Origin of the sequence: Bdellovibrio sp. SKB1291214 (assembly GCF_002209355.2) — a bacterium.
In the GTDB taxonomy this organism is placed as follows: domain Bacteria; phylum Bdellovibrionota; class Bdellovibrionia; order Bdellovibrionales; family Bdellovibrionaceae; genus Bdellovibrio.
Window position 1 is genome coordinate 387122 of sequence record NZ_CP106855.1, and the last position, 21662, is coordinate 408783.

22 protein-coding genes and 1 tRNA gene are annotated in these 21662 nt (G+C 44.7%); 10 read left to right on the forward strand and 13 right to left on the reverse strand.

All coding sequences use genetic code 11. The annotated features are described in order from the left end of the window. Window positions 1–8: 8 nt before the first annotated feature. Window positions 9–548, reverse strand: coding sequence for an SRPBCC family protein (locus B9G69_RS01905; RefSeq protein WP_254916720.1), 540 nt, complete (start codon window positions 546–548; stop codon window positions 9–11). A 289-nt stretch (window positions 549–837) separates the two neighbouring features. Here B9G69_RS01905 and B9G69_RS01910 point away from each other — a divergent pair, with 289 nt between their 5' ends. After that, complete coding sequence (locus B9G69_RS01910; protein ID WP_088614176.1) at window positions 838–3396, forward strand: U32 family peptidase; 2559 nt, start codon at window positions 838–840, stop codon at window positions 3394–3396. Between the two features lie 60 nt (window positions 3397–3456). Here B9G69_RS01910 and B9G69_RS01915 read toward each other — a convergent pair whose 3' ends face one another. After that, the gene (locus B9G69_RS01915; protein WP_088614175.1) at window positions 3457–3738 is read right to left on the reverse strand and encodes a chorismate mutase; all 282 of its coding nucleotides are present in this window, start codon (window positions 3736–3738) and stop codon (window positions 3457–3459) included. A gap of 30 nt (window positions 3739–3768) precedes the next feature. After that, on the reverse strand, window positions 3769–4986 hold the full coding sequence (locus B9G69_RS01920; RefSeq protein WP_088614174.1) for a class I SAM-dependent rRNA methyltransferase: 1218 nt from the start codon (window positions 4984–4986) through the stop codon (window positions 3769–3771). Between the two features lie 153 nt (window positions 4987–5139). Between B9G69_RS01920 and B9G69_RS01925 the strand changes: the two genes are divergently transcribed. The 3 genes from B9G69_RS01925 (at window position 5140) to B9G69_RS01935 (ending at window position 8606) form a co-directional block, all read left to right on the forward strand. Then, entirely contained in the window at window positions 5140–6375 is a 1236-nt protein-coding gene (locus tag B9G69_RS01925; protein ID WP_088614173.1) for a JmjC domain-containing protein, read from the forward strand. An 11-nt stretch (window positions 6376–6386) separates the two neighbouring features. Beyond that, window positions 6387–6665, forward strand: a complete 279-nt coding sequence (locus B9G69_RS01930) for a hypothetical protein (protein WP_088614172.1) — start codon at window positions 6387–6389, stop codon at window positions 6663–6665. A gap of 192 nt (window positions 6666–6857) precedes the next feature. Then, window positions 6858–8606 (forward strand): tetratricopeptide repeat protein, encoded by a 1749-nt coding sequence (locus B9G69_RS01935; RefSeq protein WP_088614171.1) that lies wholly within the window; start codon window positions 6858–6860, stop codon window positions 8604–8606. 33 nt (window positions 8607–8639) lie between these two features. On the opposite strand, the gene B9G69_RS01940 is transcribed toward B9G69_RS01935, so the two are convergent. Then, window positions 8640–9119: a hypothetical protein gene (locus B9G69_RS01940; RefSeq protein ID WP_088614170.1), complete on the reverse strand. Its 480-nt coding sequence runs from the start codon at window positions 9117–9119 to the stop codon at window positions 8640–8642. 128 nt (window positions 9120–9247) lie between these two features. On the opposite strand from B9G69_RS01940, the gene pepT reads away from it, so the two are divergent. Continuing rightward, entirely contained in the window at window positions 9248–10477 is a 1230-nt protein-coding gene (gene pepT, locus B9G69_RS01945; protein WP_416220928.1) for a peptidase T, read from the forward strand. A gap of 3 nt (window positions 10478–10480) precedes the next feature. Here the strand turns inward: pepT and B9G69_RS01950 are convergent, their stop codons facing one another. After that, window positions 10481–12136 carry a serine/threonine protein kinase gene (locus tag B9G69_RS01950; RefSeq protein WP_088614169.1) on the reverse strand — a complete coding sequence of 552 codons (1656 nt, stop codon included), beginning with the start codon at window positions 12134–12136 and terminating at the stop codon, window positions 10481–10483. 379 nt (window positions 12137–12515) lie between these two features. On the opposite strand from B9G69_RS01950, the gene B9G69_RS01955 reads away from it, so the two are divergent. Then, on the forward strand, window positions 12516–13523 hold the full coding sequence (locus tag B9G69_RS01955) for a malate dehydrogenase (RefSeq protein ID WP_088614168.1): 1008 nt from the start codon (window positions 12516–12518) through the stop codon (window positions 13521–13523). A gap of 75 nt (window positions 13524–13598) precedes the next feature. Here B9G69_RS01955 and B9G69_RS01960 read toward each other — a convergent pair whose 3' ends face one another. From B9G69_RS01960 to B9G69_RS01985, 6 genes are all read right to left on the reverse strand, one after another. Further along, window positions 13599–13886 (reverse strand): zf-TFIIB domain-containing protein, encoded by a 288-nt coding sequence (locus B9G69_RS01960; protein ID WP_088617037.1) that lies wholly within the window; start codon window positions 13884–13886, stop codon window positions 13599–13601. Window positions 13887–13990: 104 nt separating this feature from the next. After that, the gene (locus B9G69_RS01965) at window positions 13991–14743 is read right to left on the reverse strand and encodes a hypothetical protein (RefSeq protein ID WP_217897649.1); all 753 of its coding nucleotides are present in this window, start codon (window positions 14741–14743) and stop codon (window positions 13991–13993) included. Between the two features lie 110 nt (window positions 14744–14853). Then, complete coding sequence (locus B9G69_RS01970; RefSeq protein WP_088614166.1) at window positions 14854–15822, reverse strand: hypothetical protein; 969 nt, start codon at window positions 15820–15822, stop codon at window positions 14854–14856. Then, the gene (locus B9G69_RS01975; protein ID WP_088614165.1) at window positions 15819–16481 is read right to left on the reverse strand and encodes a hypothetical protein; all 663 of its coding nucleotides are present in this window, start codon (window positions 16479–16481) and stop codon (window positions 15819–15821) included. The genes B9G69_RS01970 and B9G69_RS01975 overlap by 4 nt, the downstream gene beginning before the upstream one ends. 333 nt (window positions 16482–16814) lie before the next feature. Beyond that, the gene (locus tag B9G69_RS01980; RefSeq protein WP_088614164.1) at window positions 16815–17291 is read right to left on the reverse strand and encodes a hypothetical protein; all 477 of its coding nucleotides are present in this window, start codon (window positions 17289–17291) and stop codon (window positions 16815–16817) included. Window positions 17292–17490: 199 nt separating this feature from the next. Next, entirely contained in the window at window positions 17491–18072 is a 582-nt protein-coding gene (locus B9G69_RS01985) for a class I SAM-dependent methyltransferase (protein ID WP_088614163.1), read from the reverse strand. Between the two features lie 323 nt (window positions 18073–18395). Between B9G69_RS01985 and B9G69_RS01990 the strand changes: the two genes are divergently transcribed. After that, on the forward strand, window positions 18396–18920 hold the full coding sequence (locus tag B9G69_RS01990) for a gamma-glutamylcyclotransferase (RefSeq protein WP_088614162.1): 525 nt from the start codon (window positions 18396–18398) through the stop codon (window positions 18918–18920). A gap of 23 nt (window positions 18921–18943) precedes the next feature. Here B9G69_RS01990 and B9G69_RS01995 read toward each other — a convergent pair whose 3' ends face one another. Then, entirely contained in the window at window positions 18944–19624 is a 681-nt protein-coding gene (locus B9G69_RS01995) for a substrate-binding periplasmic protein (RefSeq protein WP_088614161.1), read from the reverse strand. A gap of 294 nt (window positions 19625–19918) precedes the next feature. On the opposite strand from B9G69_RS01995, the gene B9G69_RS02000 reads away from it, so the two are divergent. Continuing rightward, the gene (locus B9G69_RS02000; RefSeq protein ID WP_088614160.1) at window positions 19919–20254 is read left to right on the forward strand and encodes a DUF3011 domain-containing protein; all 336 of its coding nucleotides are present in this window, start codon (window positions 19919–19921) and stop codon (window positions 20252–20254) included. Between the two features lie 132 nt (window positions 20255–20386). Here the strand turns inward: B9G69_RS02000 and B9G69_RS02005 are convergent. Continuing rightward, window positions 20387–20463, reverse strand: a tRNA-Asp gene (locus B9G69_RS02005). Between the two features lie 239 nt (window positions 20464–20702). Between B9G69_RS02005 and B9G69_RS02010 the strand changes: the two genes are divergently transcribed. Next, on the forward strand, window positions 20703–21104 hold the full coding sequence (locus B9G69_RS02010) for a response regulator (protein ID WP_088614159.1): 402 nt from the start codon (window positions 20703–20705) through the stop codon (window positions 21102–21104). Window positions 21105–21127: 23 nt separating this feature from the next. Then, complete coding sequence (gene orn, locus B9G69_RS02015; RefSeq protein ID WP_088614158.1) at window positions 21128–21655, forward strand: oligoribonuclease; 528 nt, start codon at window positions 21128–21130, stop codon at window positions 21653–21655. The last annotated feature ends 7 nt before the right edge of the window (window positions 21656–21662 follow it).

Genomic DNA, 21662 nt, shown 5'->3' on the forward strand with positions numbered 1-21662 from the left:
ACTATGCCCTAGTGCTTACCTCGTGCCAAGTACTCATCAAGTTTATCAAAGGATTCTGTCCAACCTTGAATACAATCTCTTTGAAGTTCGTTTGGAATACCCTCTTGAGAAAGTACCAACTGACTTGTCCCCGGATCCAGTCGAAAAAATTCAAAGGTGATATAGCCAACTGTTGGCCACTCGCCCGGCATTTTGGCTTCTTGGGCGGTTATGGCACGTCCGTTTTCATCTGCAAATTGGTCTGTCATGACGATTCTTTGTTCGTCCACGATTTCAATAAACCGACTGACCATGCCGCCACCGCCACGGTCAAAACCACCTCTCATATTGATGAACATCGTCCCACCTTCACGAAAATCAAGATTCACTTGATCGGCATAAAGGTCCTTAGGCCACCACCAAGCTTTAATGGCTTCCGAGCTGGTGAAGGCTTCGTAAAGTCGTTCAACCGGAATGTTGAAGCTTCGTTCGATGACAAGCAATTTTGCAAACTGCGTGGAATCTTTGTGGGCGGAGAAGTGATTGTTTTTGGTTTGAGATGTTTGCATAAAACCTCCGATCCATGGTGCATTTGATATACTTAAATTATTGCAGCTTTCGAGGTGATTACGATACCCAAGGCAGAGTAATTTGACACTCGACCCTGGTTAATGATCGATAAGCTTATGAAATTAGGTTCCTGCAAGGACCCAGAACGGTCTTTTCGCGCCCCATAAGCCCTCAAAAAGCCTGGTGCTGGTGACTGCTAAGTAATCAGTTTTAGGTATTTTTTTCGACTCCTTAGAGCCAGGCAGATTCCCCTTGCGGAAATGGGGTCGTCTTGGCAAATTACCGCCCATGGAAAACCCTCAATTTAAGCGCCCCGAACTACTCCTTCCCGTTGGTACTAAGGACATGGCCCTAGCAGCCATTCACAATGGTGCTGATGCTATCTTCATGGGGGTTCCAGGCTTTAATGCTCGTGGCAGAAGCCACGATTTCCAAATCGAAGAAGTCAAAGACATCATTGATACTTGCCACCTTCACGGCGTGAAAGTGAACCTTGCTTTTAATATCCTGATTTTCCAAAACGAACTTCGCGGAGCCGTTGAAGTCTTGGAAAAAATCCTGCCCCTTAAACCTGACGCATTCATCGTTCAGGATTTAGGCTTGATCCGCTTGATCCGCCAAATGGCACCCGATCAACGCATCCATGGGTCCACGCAAATGAGTGTGACCAATGCTGAAGCTATTCAGTGGTTGGATGACTTGGGCATTCAACGTTTCGTCTTGGCTCGTGAAAACTCCCTCAAAGAAATTCACTCAATCAAACAAAACACGACAAAGGAAATCGAAGTCTTCGTTCATGGGGCTTTGTGTGTCAGTTATTCGGGTCAATGCTTCACGTCTGAAGGCATCGGTGGTCGCTCTGCCAATCGCGGTCAATGTGCACAAAGCTGCCGCTTCACTTACGAGATGCATGTCGACGGTGAAAAGCGCGATCTGGGTGGCAAATCCTTTCTGGTATCGCCCCAAGATCTTTGCGGCATCAACGAAGTTCCAAGTTTGTTAGAAGCCGGAGTGGATTGTTTTAAAGTCGAAGGCCGCCTAAAAACTCCGGAGTATGTGGCAACCGCAGCCCGTAGTTTTGATGAGGCCATCACTTCTGCTCAAAAAAACAAGTCTCTTGAGCATCCTATTCTTTTGAAAAAACAAATGGCCACAGCTTTCTCTCGTGGTTTTTATAGCGGCTGGTTCCATGGTGTAAATCATCAGGAATTGGTTGAAGGTACGTTCAGTGCCCACCGTGGGTTTGAATTCGGTAAAGTTGTAAAAGTGAACTCCACATCATTAGAAGTTGAAATCACTGACGATAAAGTTCAGCAGGGCCTTAAAGCTGACTTTATCCAACCCGGTGACGGTATTTTGTGGGTTTATAAGGACCGTGCAGGCGAAGACGCTGAAAAAGGTGGTTTCGTATTCGCCGTCAAGTCGCTGTCTCCTCGTCGCTTTTCACTGGAGTTCTCTCGCGAGATTTCGATGGAAGGTTATTACAATGGCGCGCGTGTATTCTATAACCACGATAAAGATCTTAAAAAAGACGTCGCACTCAGTGTTGAAGACAAACAACGTAAAAAGCGTTTGCCAGTTCATGTGCGTGCCGAAGCCTCTTTAGGGAAACCACTTAAAGTTCAATATTCCGACGGCAAATACACAGTTGTGGCCACATCAGAAAATATCTGTGAACCCGCGAAAAACAAGGGCCTCAATTCATTAGATTTGCGCGAAGAGCTTTTCGCTTTAATGGGAAGCCCCTTCCGTGGTGAAGGTTTCGAATCTGAACTGGATTCCTCGACTCCACTGTTTTTGCCAAATAAACAAGTTAAAGAACTTCGCCAAAAGCTGGTTAAAGAACTCACTGACCTGCGAATTCAAAATGGTGATGCACCCCATGTAACTCCTCAAGCGCAAGTTATGGAGTGGATCCACAGCAGAAAGGTAACGGATCGCAAAGCTTCAGGTTTAAAGCTAAACCTGCTGTTGCGTGATAAATTTCAAGCTGACGACGTCGCCGAGGCTATTAAAAATGGCGAGCTACAGACTGCTGATATCAACCTCGCTATTTTGGATTTTGAATTCGGTTTGGATTTTGCTCCAAGCTTGAATACGTTAAGATCGGCCGGCCTTAAAGTGGGTGTCGCAACGACTCGAATCTTGAAACCGAACGAGCACCGCAACGTGAAGCATCTGCTTAGCATGAATCCCGACGCCATTCTGGCAAGAAACCTGGGCGCGGTTCAATATCTTCAAGCCAATAACTACCAAGGCGAGATCCTAGGGGACTTTAGCTTGAACGTTGCCAATCATTTGACAGCTCAGTATTTGCTCGACAAAGGGCTTTCCAGCGTTTGTTTGGGTTATGACCTTAACAACGTTCAGGTCAGCGAATTGATTCAAGCAGGAGAGGCTAGCCGCTTTGAGGTCACAGCCTACCAGTACATGCCAAGCTTTCACATGGAGCACTGTGTGTTTGCAGCTTTCCTATCTAAAGGCTCAAGTTTTAAAGATTGCGGCAAGCCTTGCGAAAAGCACGATGTTAAATTGAAAGACCAATTCGGGAATTGGCACCAGATCAAGCCGGACCAAGAATGCCGCAATACCATGTACAACGGGACTTCACAGTCCGCTGCACGATATGTGAAGGAATGGGAAAGCCATGGGCTCGGGTTCATTCGCTATGAGGCTTTGAAAGAGCGTGGTTCTGAATTGATCACTAAAATCCAAGCTCATGTGGACTTTATCAGTGGTAAAAAAGAATTGAATGAATTGATCAAAGACCTAGGGAACGTCGAGAGTTACGGTCTGTCCGAGAGCCATTTTCAGAGAGAAAAAGAATACCAAAGCAGAAAGAAGTAAGCTGGAATTGAAATATCATAGGCTTGAAGAGCTCCGGCCTTGCCGGAGCAGAATCGGGGCTTAAGTGTGTTTTGATTTCAGGTATTTTTCGTATTCACGCAAAACAGAGTTCATGATGCCCTTTAAAAGTTCGTCGAACTGCGGGTCCTGACCCTGTTTGCCATCCAGATTCACAAAATCCACCATGATCTTGTCTTCACGTTCGGCATTAAAGAATGGTAGATTCTGTTCTTTCTTGATCTTCCAAATTTCCATCGTCAAATCACGACGACGCGTCAGCAGCTCATGCATTTCTTTATGGACTTGGTCAATTTCTTGGCGAAGACTGTCGATGGTTTTCAAGTTTTACTGCCTTTTTAAAAAAATCTAAAATTAATCCAGACGGAACAGAGCAAACTTCAAATAGCGCAGCTCTTCCATCGCCAGAGGGTATGGATGGTCCACCGGCTGACCACCGATATAAACCAACGTTGCCTTTTTACGAGCGCGAGAGAACGCTTCCTGACAGATATCCATGAAGGCCTTTGAAGAGATATGGCTTGAGCAAGAGCTCGCAGCAAACAAGCCCTCAGGATTTACCAGCTTAATCGAGTTCGAGAACACCTTGGCATAAGCCGCCGTGGCCTGCTCTACAGACTTTTCATTCGGGGCAAAGCTTGGAGGATCCGTAATTACGATATCGTATTTTTTCTTTTCCGCATTCAATTGCTCTAAGTACGCAAAGGCATCTGTGGCAATGTCGTGGTGAACAGTTTCCAGCCCATTAATTTCAAAATTACGGGCTACAGCTTGGATCGCAACTTTAGCAATGTCCACGCTGGTCACCTCCTTCGCGCCACCCTTCGCAGCGAAAATAGAGAAGCCACCCGTATAACTGAACAAATTCAAAACCGTTTTATCCTTGGCAAAGTTTTGGATCATCTTGCGGTTGTCACGTTGATCTAAGAAAAAGCCCGTCTTAGCAGCATCACGGATGTTTGAGGCGAACAAAACGCCATTTTCCAGGAACTGAACCTCAGGGGCCAAAGTACCCACGATATTCGTGCCCTTTTCATCAGCATCATTACGGCGTTTAAGATACACACACTTGATCTGGGGGAATGCTGCTTGAATTTTTTCAGCGATAACCGGAGCATGCCAGGTTTTTTCCATGACTGCGTGGTCATGCTTGATAACCGCCGTGTCGTTGTAAATATCCACGATCAAACCTGGAAGGCCATCCCCCTCCCCGTTAATCAAACGGAAAGAATTGGTGACTGAAAGATCAAAGGTTCTGCGAATTTCCACAGCCTTACGGAACTGACTCTCAAAGTACAACTCCAAGGTACGTTTCATGTTATTACGTCTGAAAATAGGCTCATCAGCCAGGACCAACACACGAAAACGCAATTGAGTGTCACCCTGCCAAATACCCAGCGCAAGAGTTTCGCCCTTAAAATTCAAAAGATGAATACCCGATTTGAAGGATTTGCTGTCATCAAAACAATTGGCGAAAATCCAGCGATGGCCTTGCTTCAAGTGCTTGGTAACGTCGCGCTTAAGCTCAATAGTTTTTATCTCATCGTGAAATGTGACGGCAGCATCGCTCATTGAAAGGTCTCCAGAGGGTCTCTTTTTAAGCTAATTCTGGACAGCCCACAAGGGGTTATCTAGTGAGGCCAGAGGGGTTGGTAAATTTACAGGAAGCCTGGCTGGGATGTACAATATTTGACTCACAGATCATTCTCAACGACTCTCTCGACCATGAAATCAGCTCTACTTGATCAAAAATTCTGGCGTCATTTCGCCAAAAACCATTGGGAGAAAAAGCCTCTCCTTTTACGCAATGTAAAGTCCGATCTGATCGAAATGACTGCCGATGAGATCTTTGATCTGCTAGTTTTATACGCTGATCGCTGTCGCCAAATAAATGACCCAACAGGATTTAAGTTTTATACCGATGGCATCAAGGCCCAGGAAGAAGATGTTTTATCAGTTCTTCCAGAAAAATCAGATAAGTCCCTGGCGGGCTATCACAAGCGTATGAACACCCTTTTCTCCGATTACTGCTTGGTGTGCGATGAGCTTTTGCAAGTAAACCTTAAAAAACAGCATTTGCTAACAGACTTTACTGATCAGTTGTACCGCCACGTGGGCTTCCCCAATCGTTTCTCCGAGATGGGTCTTTACCTAGGGAACTATAAAAAAACTCCGTTCGGTGTTCATGTCGATTCTTGTGGTGTTTTCAGCTTCCCAGTGGCTGGCACTAAAAAATTCCGTTTATGGAATGCAGCTTACGGAGAAAAGCACCCTGAATTGGATCGCACATTTAACTATGAAAAAAATAAAAAACATTCTCAGCTTTTAGAAGTCGGCCCGGGGGACATGACATATTGGCCTTCCTCGGAATGGCATATTGCTGAATCTGATGGCTCCTTCAGCGCCACTTGGTCGTTAGGTGTTTGGGTGGACCAGCCTCATAAAGATATGGTTTCTGATTCTGTGAAAGAGCTCCTGGATAAGAAGCTTGGCTCCTCCGGTACTCAAGTGATGACAGCCTTTAAGCGTTTGCATAATAAATCGGGTGAAATCACTGGCCTCCCAAAATCCTTCAGCAACTCCCTGAAGCTTTTGCAAAATTTAAGTCCGTTGGAACTTCAAGATATCTTATCCAGGAACTGGATGAAGCACATTTCACTTCAAGGATTTAAAACAATGCCTTATGAGGCCTTAGAGCTCAGTGCAAAATCCTGTCTTCACCTTCGCAATGATAGGTCGCCCATTCTGTGGCAAAAAAGCCTAGTTACAAGCAATAACTACTACGCAAGCTTTGGCGGCGTCTTGATTGAGAGCTCTAGCACGGGTCTTTTAAATCTTATTAAAGACCTGAATGCCGGTAACTCTTGCGCCATCCAACCTTACCTTAAGGGTGCGAGTTCTAAAAAAGACCTTCACTCATTACAGACACTGGCTGATGCCGGTGCTTTCAATATTTTATAAAGGAACTTACGATGTCCACTGTCAATCCCCTCGTCCATCGCTTGATCGTATTGGTAAAGCAGCACAAAAAACCCTCTAGCGAAAAGAGCACGAACGTTTTAATAAAGATCATGGAAAAGCAGCTTTTGAATCCTGGTAACCATTCCGCGAAGGAATTTAAACAGGCCCTTCAAGACGCACTTAATAGCAATGTGGTTTTAGCTGAAGTCGTTCGTCAGCAACATTCGGAAGACGAGTTGCGAGGATGCATGCAGAACTTAATCTCCGCCATCGACAGTGAAGGTCTGTAAATCAACGCCCTAGCGGATTTGAGGGCCACTCAAATATGTACATTGAGGAGTAATAAACTACCACTTTGGCCAGAATTATTTCCGAAATCATGAAGAACGACGAGATAAAGGACGAGTAGTTTCCAAATTTGTAAAGTAATTAAAAAAAACGCAACAAAGTTCTCTAAACTGCATACTGACAAGGAGAACTGGATGCTTCGATCTTTCAAGACCACTGCAAGTGTGACCCTACTACTCTCGCTCGCTGCCTGCGGAAGCATTCAAACCAAAGAGAACACTACTCCCCGAGAAATTCAAAGCCTTCTAATTCCTTCATCGCCCCATGATCCAGCCAATGTTCGAGCGCAAGCGGACTATCAATTTATTGTAGGTGATGTTCTTAGTCGCGAAGGTAAATCTAATAAAGCCATCGAGCACTTCAAAAAGGTTGCAGCTTTAGACCCCGCTTCGGCAGCTGTTGATCTGCGCCTGTCGAATGAATATCAAAAATTAGGCAAAACAAAAGAAGCCATTCTAAGTGCCGAAAATGCAGTAGCCAAAGAGTCGAAAAACTTGGAAGCGCATTCGGCTTTGGGCCGTTTATATTCCAAAGATGGTGCCTATGACCAAGCAATTGCTCAATACAATGTGATCTTAGGTCTTCAGCCCGATAACAGCGAAGCTCCGATTTACATTGGTTCGTTGTATGCGGCAAAAAGAGATTTCAAAAAGGCTGAGCAGCAGTTTAATTCTCTTTTAAAAAATCCAAAATTCGCGTCCCCTCACACTGTTTATTATTATCTCGGAGTTATGCGCTTAGATCAGAAAGCCTCTCAGTATGAAATCGCGGCTGAAAAGGAATTTAAAAAATCCTTGCAGGCCAAGCCCGACTTTGAAGATGCTGCTGTAGCTCTAATGAACCTCTATTCAGAGCAAAGAAACAGCTCAAAGGCGTTGGCACTGGGCCTTGAATACCAAAAGCACGATGCGTTCAGTGCCAAAATTTCAGATGCCATCGTCCAAATTTATATCGATAATGGTGATCTTGAGAAGGCTTACACTCAGCTGGAATTCACGGCGAACAGCTCTGCCCCAACCGTTGAGGGAGAGATAAAGATGTCCTTGATTTTGATCAAACTTAAAAAATTTGATCAAGCCACCGCTAAATTAAATGACATCCTTGCCAGAGCCCCGACGGCGGATACGGCTCGCTATTACTTAGCTGCGATTCATGAAGAATCTGGAAATACTGAAAAAGCAATTCAAGCTTATCTACAGATACCGTCGTCGAGTGAGCACTTTACGGAATCAATGGCTCATGCTGCCTATTTGCTTAAGTCGCAAGGAAAAATCAATAAGGCTTTAGCCATCACTTCAAAGGGCATGAAAGTGAAAGCTGATCCTCAGCTCTTTATCATGCACGCGTCCCTGCTGGATTCAAAATCCGACATTGCAGGTGCTGCACGCGTTTTAGAAACGGGATTGACGAAGTATTCACAAAATACAGAATTGCGCTTTCAACACGCAATCATGTTAGATCGTCTTGGTAAGAAAGACGATATGCTGACACAAATGAGAAAAGTTTTAGAGATCAACCCGGATCATGTTCAAAGTCTTAGCTATCTGGCGTTTTCCCTAGCAGAGCGCAATCAGCAGCTGCCTGAGGCAGAATCTTTGGCACGCCATGCTTCACAGCTAGCACCCGAAGATGGCTATGTCTTAGATACTTTTGGATGGGTGTTGTTTAAACAAAAAAAATATTCCGAATCGATCAAAGTTTTAGAAAAAGCCCACCAGTATCAACCAACGGCTAGCATCATCGCTGAGCATTTAGCGGATGCATATTCGATGCAATCTCAAACGGAAAAAGCCAAAGACCTTTATAAAAAGGCCGCGGCTCTCACCACGGACGAAACTCAAGCCAGCAAGATTCGTAGCAAGCTTCAAGGGTTGCGCTCTTAAAACAAAAAACCGAAGACAACGCTTCGGTTTTTTTTATTTCTTGGAGGTGGGAATAAATTTGCTCCCACTTTTCCCGCTGGACTTTGCTTTGCTAGCCTTTTGTTTTTTAGGCCTTAGATCTTCAAAGTCACCTTCGTCGTCGTCAAAATCTGTGTCGTCCTCTAACTCGGCTTTCGCTTTCATAGCAGGCTTCGCTTTCTTTGGCGGCGCTGAGGCTGCTGGGGCCTTGGTTTCTGGTTTTGCTGTCCTGACGGGACGTTCCTCGCGAGGCTTTGCTTTTTCAAATGTCTCTATGTCAATCAAGCGAATCAAAGAAACCTTGTTCGCCATAAAAGCTTTAACCCCCTCATCAGAAACACTTTTAATGTGACCGGTAAAGCCAAAGTGCCCTAAAGCTTTGCCGGTGATGCGAAACTTAGGAGCTTTCTCCGCCTTCAAAAGTTTGTTGATCTCCTGCACGTCAGAGGTTCCAAGTAATTTCGCAATGGCTTTAACAATATCATTGAGCTTCATAAGCTTCCCTTCGGAAAACCTCAGCTTCAATCATTTTGTCCACTTTTTCAATCGGAGTTCGCATGGAACACAGAAGTCCAGCCGTGTCACGGGTACCCTCGACAGCTGACCAAAGCTACATTGATTCAATGATGAATCTTGAAAAGCAACTCACTGAACGTTTCTTTAGGTATTTGGCTGTTAGCTCGCAAAGCGACGACAGCGTGTCGTCCCTACCCAGCACCCCAGGCCAACAAAAAATGGCAGAGATGCTTGCCGAAGAATTGAAAGCTCTGGGTCTTGAAAACATTCAGATCGACTCCCATGCGACTGTGACCGCGATCAAGCCCGGAACCAAAAAAGGTGGTCCTCGCATCGGTTTCATCACCCATATAGATACAGTTGATGTTGGCTTAAGCCCACACATCCATCCGCAAATTTTGAAATTCACCGGCGAAGATGTTTGCTTGAATAAAAAAGAAAACATCTGGCTACGTGTTTCAGAACACCCAGAAATTCTGCCCTATAAAAATCAAGACATTATTTTTAGTGATGGCACAAGTGTTTTGGGAGCGGACAACAAAGCCGCTGTGACTGTTGTCATGACACTGCTTGAAAATCTAGGACGCGATCAAGAATATGGCGATATCGCCGTTGCCTTCGTTCCAGACGAAGAAATCGGACTCTTAGGTGCTAAGGTTTTGGATTTGTCGCGCTTTGATGTGGATTTCGCTTACACAATTGACTGCTGCGAGCTGGGTGAAGTGGTCTATGAAAACTTTAATGCTGCAACTGCTGAAGTGACTTTAACGGGGGTTACGGCCCACCCAATGTCAGCCAAAGGAGTTCTGGTGAATCCAATTTTAATGTCTCAGGATTTCATAGCCGAATTCGACCGCAACGAAACTCCAGAAAATACAGCGGGTCGCGAGGGATATATTTGGTTTAACTGGATGAGCGCAACTCAACAAGAAGCTAAACTTTCCGCATCGATTCGGGATTTCGATTTAAATAGATTTGCAGCTCGCAAAAATAAATTTGAAGACGCAGCTAAAATTATCGCAGCCAAGTATCCCACAGCTCAAGTGCACCTTAAAATCACTGATACCTATAGCAATATCAGCAGCGCCCTTGGCACGGATCGGCGCGCGATCGATTTGATTTTTGCAGGCCTTCAAGAAATTGGCGTAGAACCAAAAGTGATTCCTATGCGAGGCGGAACCGATGGGGCCGCACTTTCTGCTAAGGGAATTTTGACGCCAAACTATTTTACGGGCGCTTTGAATTTTCATTCAAAGTACGAGTTTTTACCGGTGAGCTCGTTCATTAAATCTTACGAACTCACAGAGAAGATTTGCTTACTCGCAGCAAAAAACTAAGGATTAGTCGGCCTGTGCGCCGACTTTGATTGGACAATTACTCAGGCATTTAGAACCTGAAGGGTAAGGCATCCCATTTTTAAAGCTCGACATATCAAACACCTGCTTTTTAGCGCTTCTGACATTAGCCACAGGTGACTTTGCAGCAGGTTTTGCCGACGCAACATTACGGCTCTTAGGGAGCGCTTTACGAGCGACTCCTGCCGTTGGTTTTCTGGCATTCGCGGCACTTGGTGTGACTCGGTAGGGGTCCGCCACCGGTGGGCTTGTTTGCTCAAGCAAAGGTGCCAACGACGGCACTTCGACATGAGTCACTTCGAGAGGTTTTTTGTCAATGGCGTTGATCTTACCCGTAGAAAGGCCGCTCATCAAAACCATCGCAAAGAAAAATGCAAACATCATGATATAGCCAAATGGCTGCGATCTTTTCGGCGTCGGTTTTTTAGAAACCTTATTGATATTCTCTGCGGTGATCGTAGCAGATTGAACCTTAGGTTTCTCGGCATAGGGGTTGTGCAAAACTTTCTCTGGCGGTTGATAAACCGGCTTAGCATCAGAAAGCTTTTCTAAATGAATGACGTTGGTGTGATACGAACCCTCTGCAATTTTCAGCTCAAATTCATCCATCTCGCCATATTCTGCCGTGGGCGCCGTCGCATCCATGACGTTGACTTGCGTTTTATCGTCTTCCGCAATGGCCAAACGAATTTGCTCTAAGTTGGATTTATAGGTCTCAGAGAAAACATCTCTTAAGTAATCGGCCAAGGCCAAAGCTGAAAAATCAGGATGCAAGGAAGAAAGCACTGTTCCCAAAAGACGCGCTAACTCATTGGCGTCCCCGGCTCTTTTTTTAGCATCTTGATGGAGCATAATGGGGATAATTCCTAAAAGCTCTTCAGCCCGCATGCTCATTTTTTCTTTATTCAGTTTCTCGACATCATAGGAAAGGATTGATTGTTTCACTTCCTTGACCGTTGTTCCAGTATAGAAGCGTTCGTTCGCTAAAAGCTCCCAAAGCACAATCCCCAAAGCGAAAATGTCAGAGGCCCCGTCAACTTCTTGACCGCGAGCTTGCTCGGGACTCATATAGGCAATCTTACCTTTAATAAGTCCGCCCGTGTTGTCTAGGTCTCTGTCCTTCGGTGCAACAGCGATCCCGAAGTCGATGACTTTCACTTCGCCTTCAAAGGAAATCAAAATATTATGAGGGCTGATATCACGATGAATCAGCTTGAGCGGTCGCCCCGTTTGCGGGTCAACCGATTGGTAAGCATACGCGAGGCCCAAAGCGACCTGGTGAATAATATAAAGAATGAATGATGAACTAAGCGGTTCATTTTTCTCTCGTTGATAATTCATCAACTCCCGCAATGTCACACCGTTCACGTATTCCATCGCCATATAACCGCGATCATTGAATTCACCGAAATCATGGATCTTAACGATGTTTTGATGATTTAAGTTTGCACTCATGCGAATTTCATTAAAGAACATCTCTTTGAGTTGTTCCGCATTTCCAGACTGCAGAGTCGTCTTAATCGCCACGAGTTTGCTGACGCCAAAGCGGGCTTCGGTTTTGCCCAAGTACACTTCTGCCATACCGCCTTCAGCGATACGTTTTATAATTTGATAAGGTCCAATTTTCTTTAGCGTGTCCATCTCAGTTTTACTCTTCGGTGTATTTTGACGGACCCATTAAAAGTATTTTGCTATTAAGTTTTCATTTTCTGTCGAGGGAATAAGCATCCCGAATCAGGGAACACACTTAAGACTGCGGCATTCAAGGCGAAAAATTACTCAAAGCCGTTTTTTGAAGTAGCGGAAAATTAAAAAACCAAAGAATTCTCGATATTTAAAGCCTCGGTCTTTGCTTAATTATTCGACAAAATTTCGTCATTAACTGTGACATAAAAAAGCAAATTCATTTGATGCGCCACAAAATTCCACCTTTCGACATCGAGGACCGTGACAGGATAAGCGCTTGGGAAGAGAATCTCTTTGCTAGTTTTAGTAGATCAACTTTGAAAGGAAACAGCTTATGAAAGCTCCTGTACGTGTTGCAGTGACCGGCGCTGCCGGCCAAATCGGTTATGCACTTCTTTTCCGCATCGCAAGTGGCGCGATGTTGGGTGCAGACCAGCCAGTTATTCTTCAACTTCTAGAGATCCCAGACGAAAAAGCTCAGAAAGCCCTTAAAGGCGTGATGATGGAGCTTGATGACTGCGCGTTCCCTCTATTGCACTCTATGATCGCGACGGGTGATCCAGCTGTTGCTTTCAAAGATGCTGACATCGCTCTGCTTGTGGGTGCACGTCCTCGTGGCCCAGGAATGGAACGTAAAGATCTTCTGACTGCAAACGGCCAAATCTTCACAGTTCAAGGTGAAGCGATTGGTAAATATGCAAATCCAAATGTAAAAGTTTTGGTTGTTGGTAACCCAGCAAACACGAACGCTTACATCGCCATGAAATCTGCAATGAAACACGGCCGCGTAAAAGCAAAAAACTTCACAGCTATGCTTCGTTTGGACCACAACCGCACGTTGTCTCAACTTGCTACTAAAACTGGTAAACCTGTTGCTTCTTTCAAAAAAGTGGCAGTTTGGGGTAACCACAGCCCGACGATGTACCCAGATGTTCGATTCGCGACAGCTGACGGCGCAAAAGTACCTGAGTTGCTAAAACTGGGAACGACTGAAGGCGACACTTGGAACAAAGACACTTTCATCCCTACAGTTGGTAAACGTGGCGCTGCGATCATCGAAGCTCGCGGTTTGTCTTCTGCGGCTTCTGCAGCTTCTGCAGCAGTTGATCACATGCGTGACTGGTGGTTGGGTACGAATGGTGAGTGGGTTACGATGGGTATCCCTTCTGACGGTTCTTATGATATTCCAGAAGGCATCATGTACGGTTTCCCTGTGACTTGCAAAAATGGCGAATACGAGATCGTTAAAGGTCTTGAGATCGACGCTTTCTCTCGCGAGAAAATGAATAACACATTGAAAGAATTGACAGAAGAAAAAGACGCTGTCGCTTCAATGCTATAATTTCAAAAATTCAAATTTTGAATAAAAAAAGGGTCTCGCCAGAGACCCTTTTTTTTGTTCGAACCATACCGTGTTTTAATCGAACAATTCTTCAAAGAAAGATTTCTTTCTTTTATAAGGCTTATGCCCGTACGAGCCGCCGTAAGAAGACTCTGCATAAGAGGGCTGAGATTGATAAGCCTGTTGACCCTGCTGCTGGGGAGACGCCTTGAGAGACTCGTCTTCCCTTTGAGAGCGCTCAAGAATTTTATCAAGCTCTCCCCTGTCTAACCAGATACCGCGGCAATCGGGGCAGTAGTCGATCTCAACACCTTTACGTTCACTCATAACCAGGTCTTTATCTTTGCAATGAGGGCATTTCATAATCCACATCCTTTCGCTTGAAAGAACTTTAGCAAGAAACACTTCTTCGCAATAATAGATAATTTTGATTAAGATATTCGCTTTAAACGAATGGACACTAGATTTCAATCTTCAAAGCATCGGATCGCACACTTAGCATCGGGTGTTGGTAAATCCCCCGCATAAGCACAGGTGCAGCTTCTGGTCGTCGAATCATAGCTTATGATTGCAGGGGGACGACTGACTTGCAATGTCCCCCCGTTTGTTGACGGAGCTCGCACGATATAATCATCAGAATTGGGCAAATGCCCTTCCGTTCTGCAGTCCAAAACGTCAGGAGCAGGACGCGGACTGGAGCCACTGGGACATTCGGCATGATACAAGCCTCCCGTATACCATTTCGCCTGAACGGCTTTGCACTCCTCAAAAATGAAAATCTCGTCCATGCCGTTTGCCTGACGGCAAATCAGATCCAACACATATCGAGGCGTGTATTCTCGCGTCCAGCATTCGACAATAACTCCATTTTTTTCTTTAACGACAAGTGGAATGATTTTTTGCCGAGACTGAATGTTCCCTTTTCCTTTATCAAAAGAAAAAACCAGATTGGCGACATTTACGTCCGGAGCGATGGCAGCCACTTTTCTTAACTGCATGCGGGTTAACTTCACTCCCCCTTCAATTTGACCGCTTTTTACCAGCGGCGAAATGACGGTTCCATCTTTTTGGTGATGATAAAACCCATTAATCAGAGTGCCTTGGGAACCATCCAGCAATTTGATTCCTTTATTCCCTAAGTTCAATGTGCACTCGTTATTTTTAGCCAAAGTTCGACGAACGACAGATACTGTATCGTCGATATCCAGTGACCTTTTCATTCCATGAAGATAATTGAAAGACTGCGCTGCAAACTGGCTGAGTATTAAAACAATGACCGAGCTTAGGCCAATCGTAACCAAAATTTGAATCAGTGTAAATCCCCGTCGATTCATCTTGGAACGCACCTTACGTAAGTTTGCACAGGCGCCGCGCCTTCAAGCACCGAAGCGAGATGCTCAAATTCACAGCTATTGCTGGCAGGATGCGCTTTGGAGGCACTTGCGGGTTGCGGCTGCGTGACAGTCTTAAATACTCCTCCGTCAGCCATATAGGTTCTAGGAGGTAAAGCGATAGCACCCTGTCGCGAGACCTTGCATAGCTTCATAGAAGGCAAATCTGGCCTGCTTTGAAAGCGCGAGGGCACCGCAAGCCTGCGACTAGAACCACAATCAGCTTCATCCAAAGTCAAACCCTTAACCCATTCCACAGATGCTATATCTGCGCATGCAGCCGTCCCTGGTGGGGCTGCTGGAATTAAATAGTTGTACATGGGGTTGTAAGACGAAAATCCCCAGCCATTGTGCTGGCAGATTCTTTGAGGAACGGTGTAAAGCCCGAAAACCGTGGTTGAACAAAAGACGATCCCCGTACTATTAAACCCCACATAAAGGGGAAGAGCGCGAGTGATTTGGCTTCCCCCCAATGCATCCTGGGCTTTTTCAAATGAAAATACCAACTCCGCATAGGCCGTATTTGCAGAAAGCCTTGTGACTGGAACAAGTCTTATTTCCTTGATTCTGACTCCCGAGGGATCAAAAGTTTTTCCGGCCTTTAAAATGTCACTTTGTCTATCATTCACCAAATTATAAAAGGAAATCTGTTTTACTTTTTCCCCTGCGGGATTATCGGGTTTAAAGCCCACCCGGCCCGCCAAGATAGAAGTGCAATACCTTTCATCAGTACCGAATGCCGCTGTCACGTGTGCCATGGCATTTTCGATGCTGTTGTTTTGATTCCCCGACTGAACTCCCAAGGCCAAACTTCTCATGTGAGTAATAATACCAAAGATTGATAACGACATAATTCCAAGGCTTAACAAAACTGACAGAATAGATACGTTGCCTCTTTCCGACCTCATGGATAGACCGTCCCATCAATGCACATTTTTGATTCCGGATCGAAGAAATAAATCGGCCCGGAGATCTCTTGACATAAAAAGTCTTCCAGAGTTTTACCGGGATACTTTTCTGGGTATGGCAGTGTTGAGGCAAAACAGTCTGTAAACACTCCACCACCGTTCGTTGCAAAGTAAAATGGAATTTCGATCGACCGAGAATTCACTGTCAAAGAGGACTCAAAATCAATTTTCAGATTTACCAAATAAGACTTAGTTCCCCTGAGCTCGCTTCCTGCGGCAAAAGCCACCGCTGATGAGGAAGGAGTTATCGGAACAAAAGCAATCTTAGAAATTTTTATTCCTCTAGAAGTACTTCCAGAACCAAAAAGGATTTTCGGGGAAGTATTTGAGGGAGTATAATGAGCATCCACGATTCTAATAGTCCCCTGCTCGGAAGACTGAAGGGCCTCGTTAATTGTTTTGCCAAAGGCCCCTGTTCTTAAATTCTGGCGACATAGATCATGGTGAGTAAAAAGCATCTCGAGACGAGTTTTAAGTCCCAATGCCGATTGATCATTCCGGTCTTTACTTGCCAGCTCAGTGCGAGCACTGACTTGCGACAAGACAGTTGTCGCAAGCACAGTGATCGCGACCACGGCAATTGAAATGGCACCCACCATAAAGCCACTCTCGTCGCCGACTGAAAATGAAGCCTGCCCCCAACTTTTGATACATTCCCCCAAGGAATTAAAGTCTTGTTTAGGTTAACAAAAATGTCGGGACACGAAATAAGAAATAGGAAACGTTTCTTATATTCCACAAGGGAACGCGATTTTTTAATGTTTACGATTTACTATGAAACAACCTGCGAGTTACAACGAGACGAAGTTTGATTTTTTTGAAGTCAACAGATGGTAGTGATTGCAAAAGTGAAATTAAAGATGTCTACTTTTTTGTAAACTTAGACGACATTTCGGAACAAAAAAAAGGCCTCTTAACAGAGGCCTTTCTTATTACTTACAGCTTTCGATTTGTTTTTCTTGAACACGGATTGGACGCTCTTGGCGCCAGTCAGCAGCTTCGTAAGTGTATTGAAGGTAGCTTGTTGGATATTGTAAAGTGCGAACTTCTGATTTCACACAAGTGGGACGAGTAGAATCTTTGCGGTCATACTTAACACATACCAACTGCTGATAGAACGGAGAAACAGAAACAGTTTGAGCTGGGATGTCTTTAACTGTGCGACCTACGCAAACTTTTTTCGGATAATGAGAGTCTGAACGATCCCAACGGATAGATTTGCAGAATTCTTGTTTGTGCGCCGGAACGAATACACGAAAAACTTCATTTTTTTCGTCAACGCAAATTTGCTTTGCAGTCACGAGACCTTTTTCAGGCACGAACGGATTTTCAGAACGATTTTGATATTTTTCACCAGATGCGTTTGCGAACATCGGAAGAGCCAAAGCCAATGCGATCAATAGTTTCATAGGAATACCCCTTTTTTTGCTAACGCTTAGTATGAAAGGCAATCGCCGTGCAAGGGGAATTATTTCCTGTTTACTTTGTAATTGATAAAATCGAAAGGATACACCGTTGGATCGCATATACTCTTTAATAAGATAAAATTCACTCGGGATTTTTTCGCAACCGGGCATGTATTCACCCTGTGTACAGCATCACCGAGTTCTATCTTTTCACGAAATGCCAAATTTTTATCAAGGGTTTATCTAAATATCGGGCCCACTTCGGATTCTGCTCAGCAAGTTTTCGATCTCCCAAAACATCTTTACTATGGATCAATTTAAATCCTACGGCAGCGGCCACCCTTTCAATTTCGTTCTGGGTGTGAGCAAAGCTTACGAGGTGAACTTCTTCATCTGAATTTTGCGGTTTAAAATGAGCTCCCACCCCCGATAAAGTTCGTTCTGGATGGATTTCTGATAAGTACAAATCTCCACCTGTTTTCAAACAGGTGATTGCCTGTCTGAAAAAGTCCTCTAAATTTTGGATGTGCTCTAAGACCAAGCTTTCCACAACAACGTCAAAATCATGAGCAAGTCCTTTTTGAGCGGCAAAGTCCCCTTCGACAAAAGTCACTTTTGAGGAAGAAATTTTTCCCCGCGCGATAGCAAGCATTCCTGGGGACATATCGATGGCGACAACAGTGTTTCCAGCCTCGATCCACTTTTTGGTGTGCCGACCCGTTCCGCACCCAATTTCCAGAACTTTGACGCCAGAATGATGACGCCAATAATTTGGAAAGTTCATTTCATCAATAGCCACCGTTGGATTAGGTAACTATCATACGTCACCGACCAGATGTCGTAGCCCTCTTGAATTTTATGTTTTTTTTGATTTTCAGACATAGATACTCCTTTAAAAAGGTCTGCCTGACCCATTAGGAGCATAAATTTGGAGAGTTTAAAATAAAACCGCAGCGCCACTGCATCTATAATCTATCAAATAACATCACCGGTTTCAACCCCGTTCTAGAACAAAACCATCCATGATTTAAAAGCACTCAATCAATGACTTTTAGCTTTTGACTGCCTGATAGAAGTCATGAAAAATCCTTTTCAGAGGATTCAATTATGGACGCCCATTATGGCAAAGTGATGCAAGCACGAGATCAAATTAAAGATACAGGCAGCAAATTGTACTTTGCCTATTCGGGGGTTTTGGATCGTGAAGCTTTCGAAATTTGGGCCGAAGAACACAGCTACCAATTCTTCACATTGCCTGAAGGTCAGGTCGCCGAAGCCAAAGGGGTGGATCTTATTTTCGACTTTCCATCACGCTGGTGGGGAGGACGTGTTGCAGGTCTCACCATGAAAGACGACTCTTCCGTTTTCGGAAGACTTTTTGAAATCCCTGCGAAAGAGTGGCCGATCATTCAACATAAGGAAGGCGTCGTAACCGGAATGTCTGTAGAAACTACTCTACGTGTCTTGGTCAATGGGCAAGAATTCGAAGCAACAGCCTTTGTAACATCACCGAACCGCCGTAGCCTTGACGGTCCTATTAGCGAACGATATCTCGAAGCCCTCATTCGAGGCGCGCGAGCATCGGGACTGCCTGCGGAATATATCGCTTCCCTACCTGCGAAAGCACGGTAACAGCCAGGTAGCCCCTATTACTTTTACTCAGGATTAATGAGGGTGCTGCCATATTTCTTGAACAGATGCTCAAGCTTCCCTGAAGACTTGAGCTTTAGGATAGCACTGTCCAGATCTTTTTTAGTGACTCGACCCAAGCGACTTATTGAGCAGATGATCGGATAGTCTTTAAGAAAAATAGACTGGCGATTTTTAGTAATATCCGGGTTTTTCAATCGAAAATAATCAAGAAATATCTGATCTGTGACCACATATTGAATTCGTCCGTGAAGAAGTTTTTTAAGATTTGCTTCTTCGCTGACATTGTCCTCGCGATTTATTTTTCCAGAGGAAAAATAAGGATCCAGCGCAGGATAGACATAGAGAAGCATAGTGCCCAGAGTTTTTCCTTTAAGGCCCGCGACCGTCTCCGGCATTGGGGACGGTCCAATGATTATCTCTCGTTTGATAAAAAGTGTTTTTGAAAAATCCATTTTATCCTGACTCGTGTCCCACAACGGGGACGTGTAGCACAGGATGTCCATTTGACCTTTAAGCAAGTATCCAAGCAGACGATAACGAGTGACCACGCTGAACTGAGCTTTGCGCCCCATGGCTTCAGCAAGGGCGTTGGTATAGTCGACAATAAGGCCTTCTTTTTTATCACCGTCTTCGATCAACAAAGGCGGAGCCAATCCCGCAGGAATGGAGGCGCGAATAATCATTTTATCATCAGCCCGCCCCCATAGGCCGAGCGTTATTATGAAAAAGAAAACGAGAAGCGACTGCACCCGCTTTTTTTGCCGACGATCCGAAATATATTCCATATAGAAGATAGTTTTGCCGAGTTAGCCTTCGGTTGCAAGGGGGCTATAGACGACAAGTTCAGACCTCAATTATCTGTTAGAATCCAAAAATGCACCGTGGTGCCACATTGTCGTCGGGTCCCATGGCACGACCGCTGCAATACCCCTTATTGTCATCTATTTGGTGGCAATTTTAAACCACGGGGGAAAACGATGAAAAGAATTTTGATCGCACTGGTATCTGTTATGGCATTTGCACAAATTGCTCAGGCACAGACTGAATACTATACTGAAGACTACCGACCTGCAGGAATGGATCGTCGCGGTTGTGACGATCAAATCGATGAGCCGCAAGTAGAGTACATGGACTGTGATTCAGAGGACAACAAATACAACGAGTGCTGGGTTAATGGCCGTGGAGTAAGATCCGTCAGATTGTACCGTAAAAACTCGCGCTCTGAATGTGTTGCCAACAAAAGCTTTGGATTTAAAGGAAGTGTGATTTGGGTAGATAAAGGTTGCAGAGCCACTTTTGAAATCAAACGATAAAAATTTGATACTTTCGTAAATGAGGCAGGATTATTTCCTGCCTTTATTTTTTTGTTATTTCAGTTCATTTTTCAGGCATAAAAAAACCGAAGACTCAGCTTCGGTTATTTGGGCCATGTTTTCAGAGAAAAATGGCGGGGTGGACGGGACTCGAACCCGCGGCCTTCCGCGTGACAGGCGGACGTTATAACCAACTTAACTACCACCCCAGTGGTGTTTTGGAAGACTTGTTATAGCCAGTGTGGTTCGTCAGATCAACATTAATTTTAAAAATTTTAATGATTCTTCACGAAGTGTTCATAACTAATGCGGCGTAGACAATTTTCTTTGACGTCTTTGCTGGTTTTTTACGCAAACCTAGGAAATCTCGGGCTTTTTCTGCTTAAGCACAGCTAGATTTTTCGATTTTCCCATCCCGTGAGACGCCTGAGACTGGCATAATGGAATCATGATTACACAAACGACCTCTCGCATTGGCAAGTTATTGATTATCGACGACGAAGAAGATCTTCGCGAAGTGCTGACCGCAATCCTTGAAGACTCGGCTCAGCAGATCGATACGGCAGCGAATGGACTTGAGGGCATCGAAAAACTCAAATCAGGTCAATACGACGCTGTTCTCTCTGACGAAAAGATGCCCCGAAAGAGTGGTTTGGAAGTCCTTAAATGGATGCGTGAAAATGGCATCAACACTCCGTTCATCATGCACACCGGATATGGTCAAAAAGACATCATGCAAGAAGCTCAAAAACTTGGAGTCTTTGCTTTGATCGACAAACCGTGGGACGAGAAAAAGCTGATCAAAACGGTCGAAACAGCTTTGCAAACAGGGACAGCTACGCCAAAATAGAGTCTCTTACGACAGGATGACTCATGGATAAAATATTTTGGCTTGATATGGAGATGACCGGTCTTGATGTGGAAAAAGAACGCATCATCGAAGTCGCAGCGATCGTCACGGATCTTAACTTTAAAGAGCTGGATGTTTTTGAAACTGTCGTACGCCAGCCGCAAAAATATCTAGATAGCATGGACGCCTGGAATACCGAACATCATAAAAAATCAGGGCTGACCGCGAAAGTTCCAAATGGCATGCCTGAAGATCAAGCTGAAGCTAAATTGGTTGATTTAGTCAAAAAGCACTGGCCAGACCCGAAAGACCGCCCCGTTATGGGTGGGAATTCGATCATGCAAGATCGCTTGTTCATTAATAAGTACATGCCTGATCTTGCCAGCAGACTTCACTATCGCCAAGTCGACGTGTCGTCTTGGAAAGTGATCATCAATAACAAGTTTAAATACGTTTATCAAAAAACGAACAGCCACCGAGCTTTGGATGATATCCGCGAAAGCATCCAAGAACTTCGCCACTATTGCGATAATTTGAATTTCAAAAAATAGGGATCAT

Coding starts and splice junctions, on each gene's coding strand:
- B9G69_RS01950 (WP_088614169.1), bottom strand. CDS start 12,136: ATGGACACGCTAAAGAAAATTGGACCTTATCAAATTATAAAACGTATC.
- B9G69_RS01985 (WP_088614163.1), bottom strand. CDS start 18,072: ATGAACTTTCCAAATTATTGGCGTCATCATTCTGGCGTCAAAGTTCTG.
- B9G69_RS01975 (WP_088614165.1), bottom strand. CDS start 16,481: ATGGTGGGTGCCATTTCAATTGCCGTGGTCGCGATCACTGTGCTTGCG.
- B9G69_RS01910 (WP_088614176.1), top strand. CDS start 838: ATGGAAAACCCTCAATTTAAGCGCCCCGAACTACTCCTTCCCGTTGGT.
- B9G69_RS01930 (WP_088614172.1), top strand. CDS start 6,387: ATGTCCACTGTCAATCCCCTCGTCCATCGCTTGATCGTATTGGTAAAG.
- pepT (WP_416220928.1), top strand. CDS start 9,248: ATGATGAATCTTGAAAAGCAACTCACTGAACGTTTCTTTAGGTATTTG.
- B9G69_RS01960 (WP_088617037.1), bottom strand. CDS start 13,886: ATGAAATGCCCTCATTGCAAAGATAAAGACCTGGTTATGAGTGAACGT.
- B9G69_RS02000 (WP_088614160.1), top strand. CDS start 19,919: ATGAAAAGAATTTTGATCGCACTGGTATCTGTTATGGCATTTGCACAA.
- B9G69_RS01935 (WP_088614171.1), top strand. CDS start 6,858: ATGCTTCGATCTTTCAAGACCACTGCAAGTGTGACCCTACTACTCTCG.
- B9G69_RS01905 (WP_254916720.1), bottom strand. CDS start 548: ATGCAAACATCTCAAACCAAAAACAATCACTTCTCCGCCCACAAAGAT.
- B9G69_RS01955 (WP_088614168.1), top strand. CDS start 12,516: ATGAAAGCTCCTGTACGTGTTGCAGTGACCGGCGCTGCCGGCCAAATC.
- B9G69_RS01980 (WP_088614164.1), bottom strand. CDS start 17,291: ATGAAACTATTGATCGCATTGGCTTTGGCTCTTCCGATGTTCGCAAAC.
- B9G69_RS02010 (WP_088614159.1), top strand. CDS start 20,703: ATGATTACACAAACGACCTCTCGCATTGGCAAGTTATTGATTATCGAC.
- B9G69_RS01920 (WP_088614174.1), bottom strand. CDS start 4,986: ATGAGCGATGCTGCCGTCACATTTCACGATGAGATAAAAACTATTGAG.
- B9G69_RS01970 (WP_088614166.1), bottom strand. CDS start 15,822: ATGAGGTCGGAAAGAGGCAACGTATCTATTCTGTCAGTTTTGTTAAGC.
- B9G69_RS01965 (WP_217897649.1), bottom strand. CDS start 14,743: ATGAAAAGGTCACTGGATATCGACGATACAGTATCTGTCGTTCGTCGA.
- B9G69_RS01940 (WP_088614170.1), bottom strand. CDS start 9,119: ATGAAGCTCAATGATATTGTTAAAGCCATTGCGAAATTACTTGGAACC.
- B9G69_RS01925 (WP_088614173.1), top strand. CDS start 5,140: ATGAAATCAGCTCTACTTGATCAAAAATTCTGGCGTCATTTCGCCAAA.
- orn (WP_088614158.1), top strand. CDS start 21,128: ATGGATAAAATATTTTGGCTTGATATGGAGATGACCGGTCTTGATGTG.
- B9G69_RS01990 (WP_088614162.1), top strand. CDS start 18,396: ATGGACGCCCATTATGGCAAAGTGATGCAAGCACGAGATCAAATTAAA.
- B9G69_RS01995 (WP_088614161.1), bottom strand. CDS start 19,624: ATGATTATTCGCGCCTCCATTCCTGCGGGATTGGCTCCGCCTTTGTTG.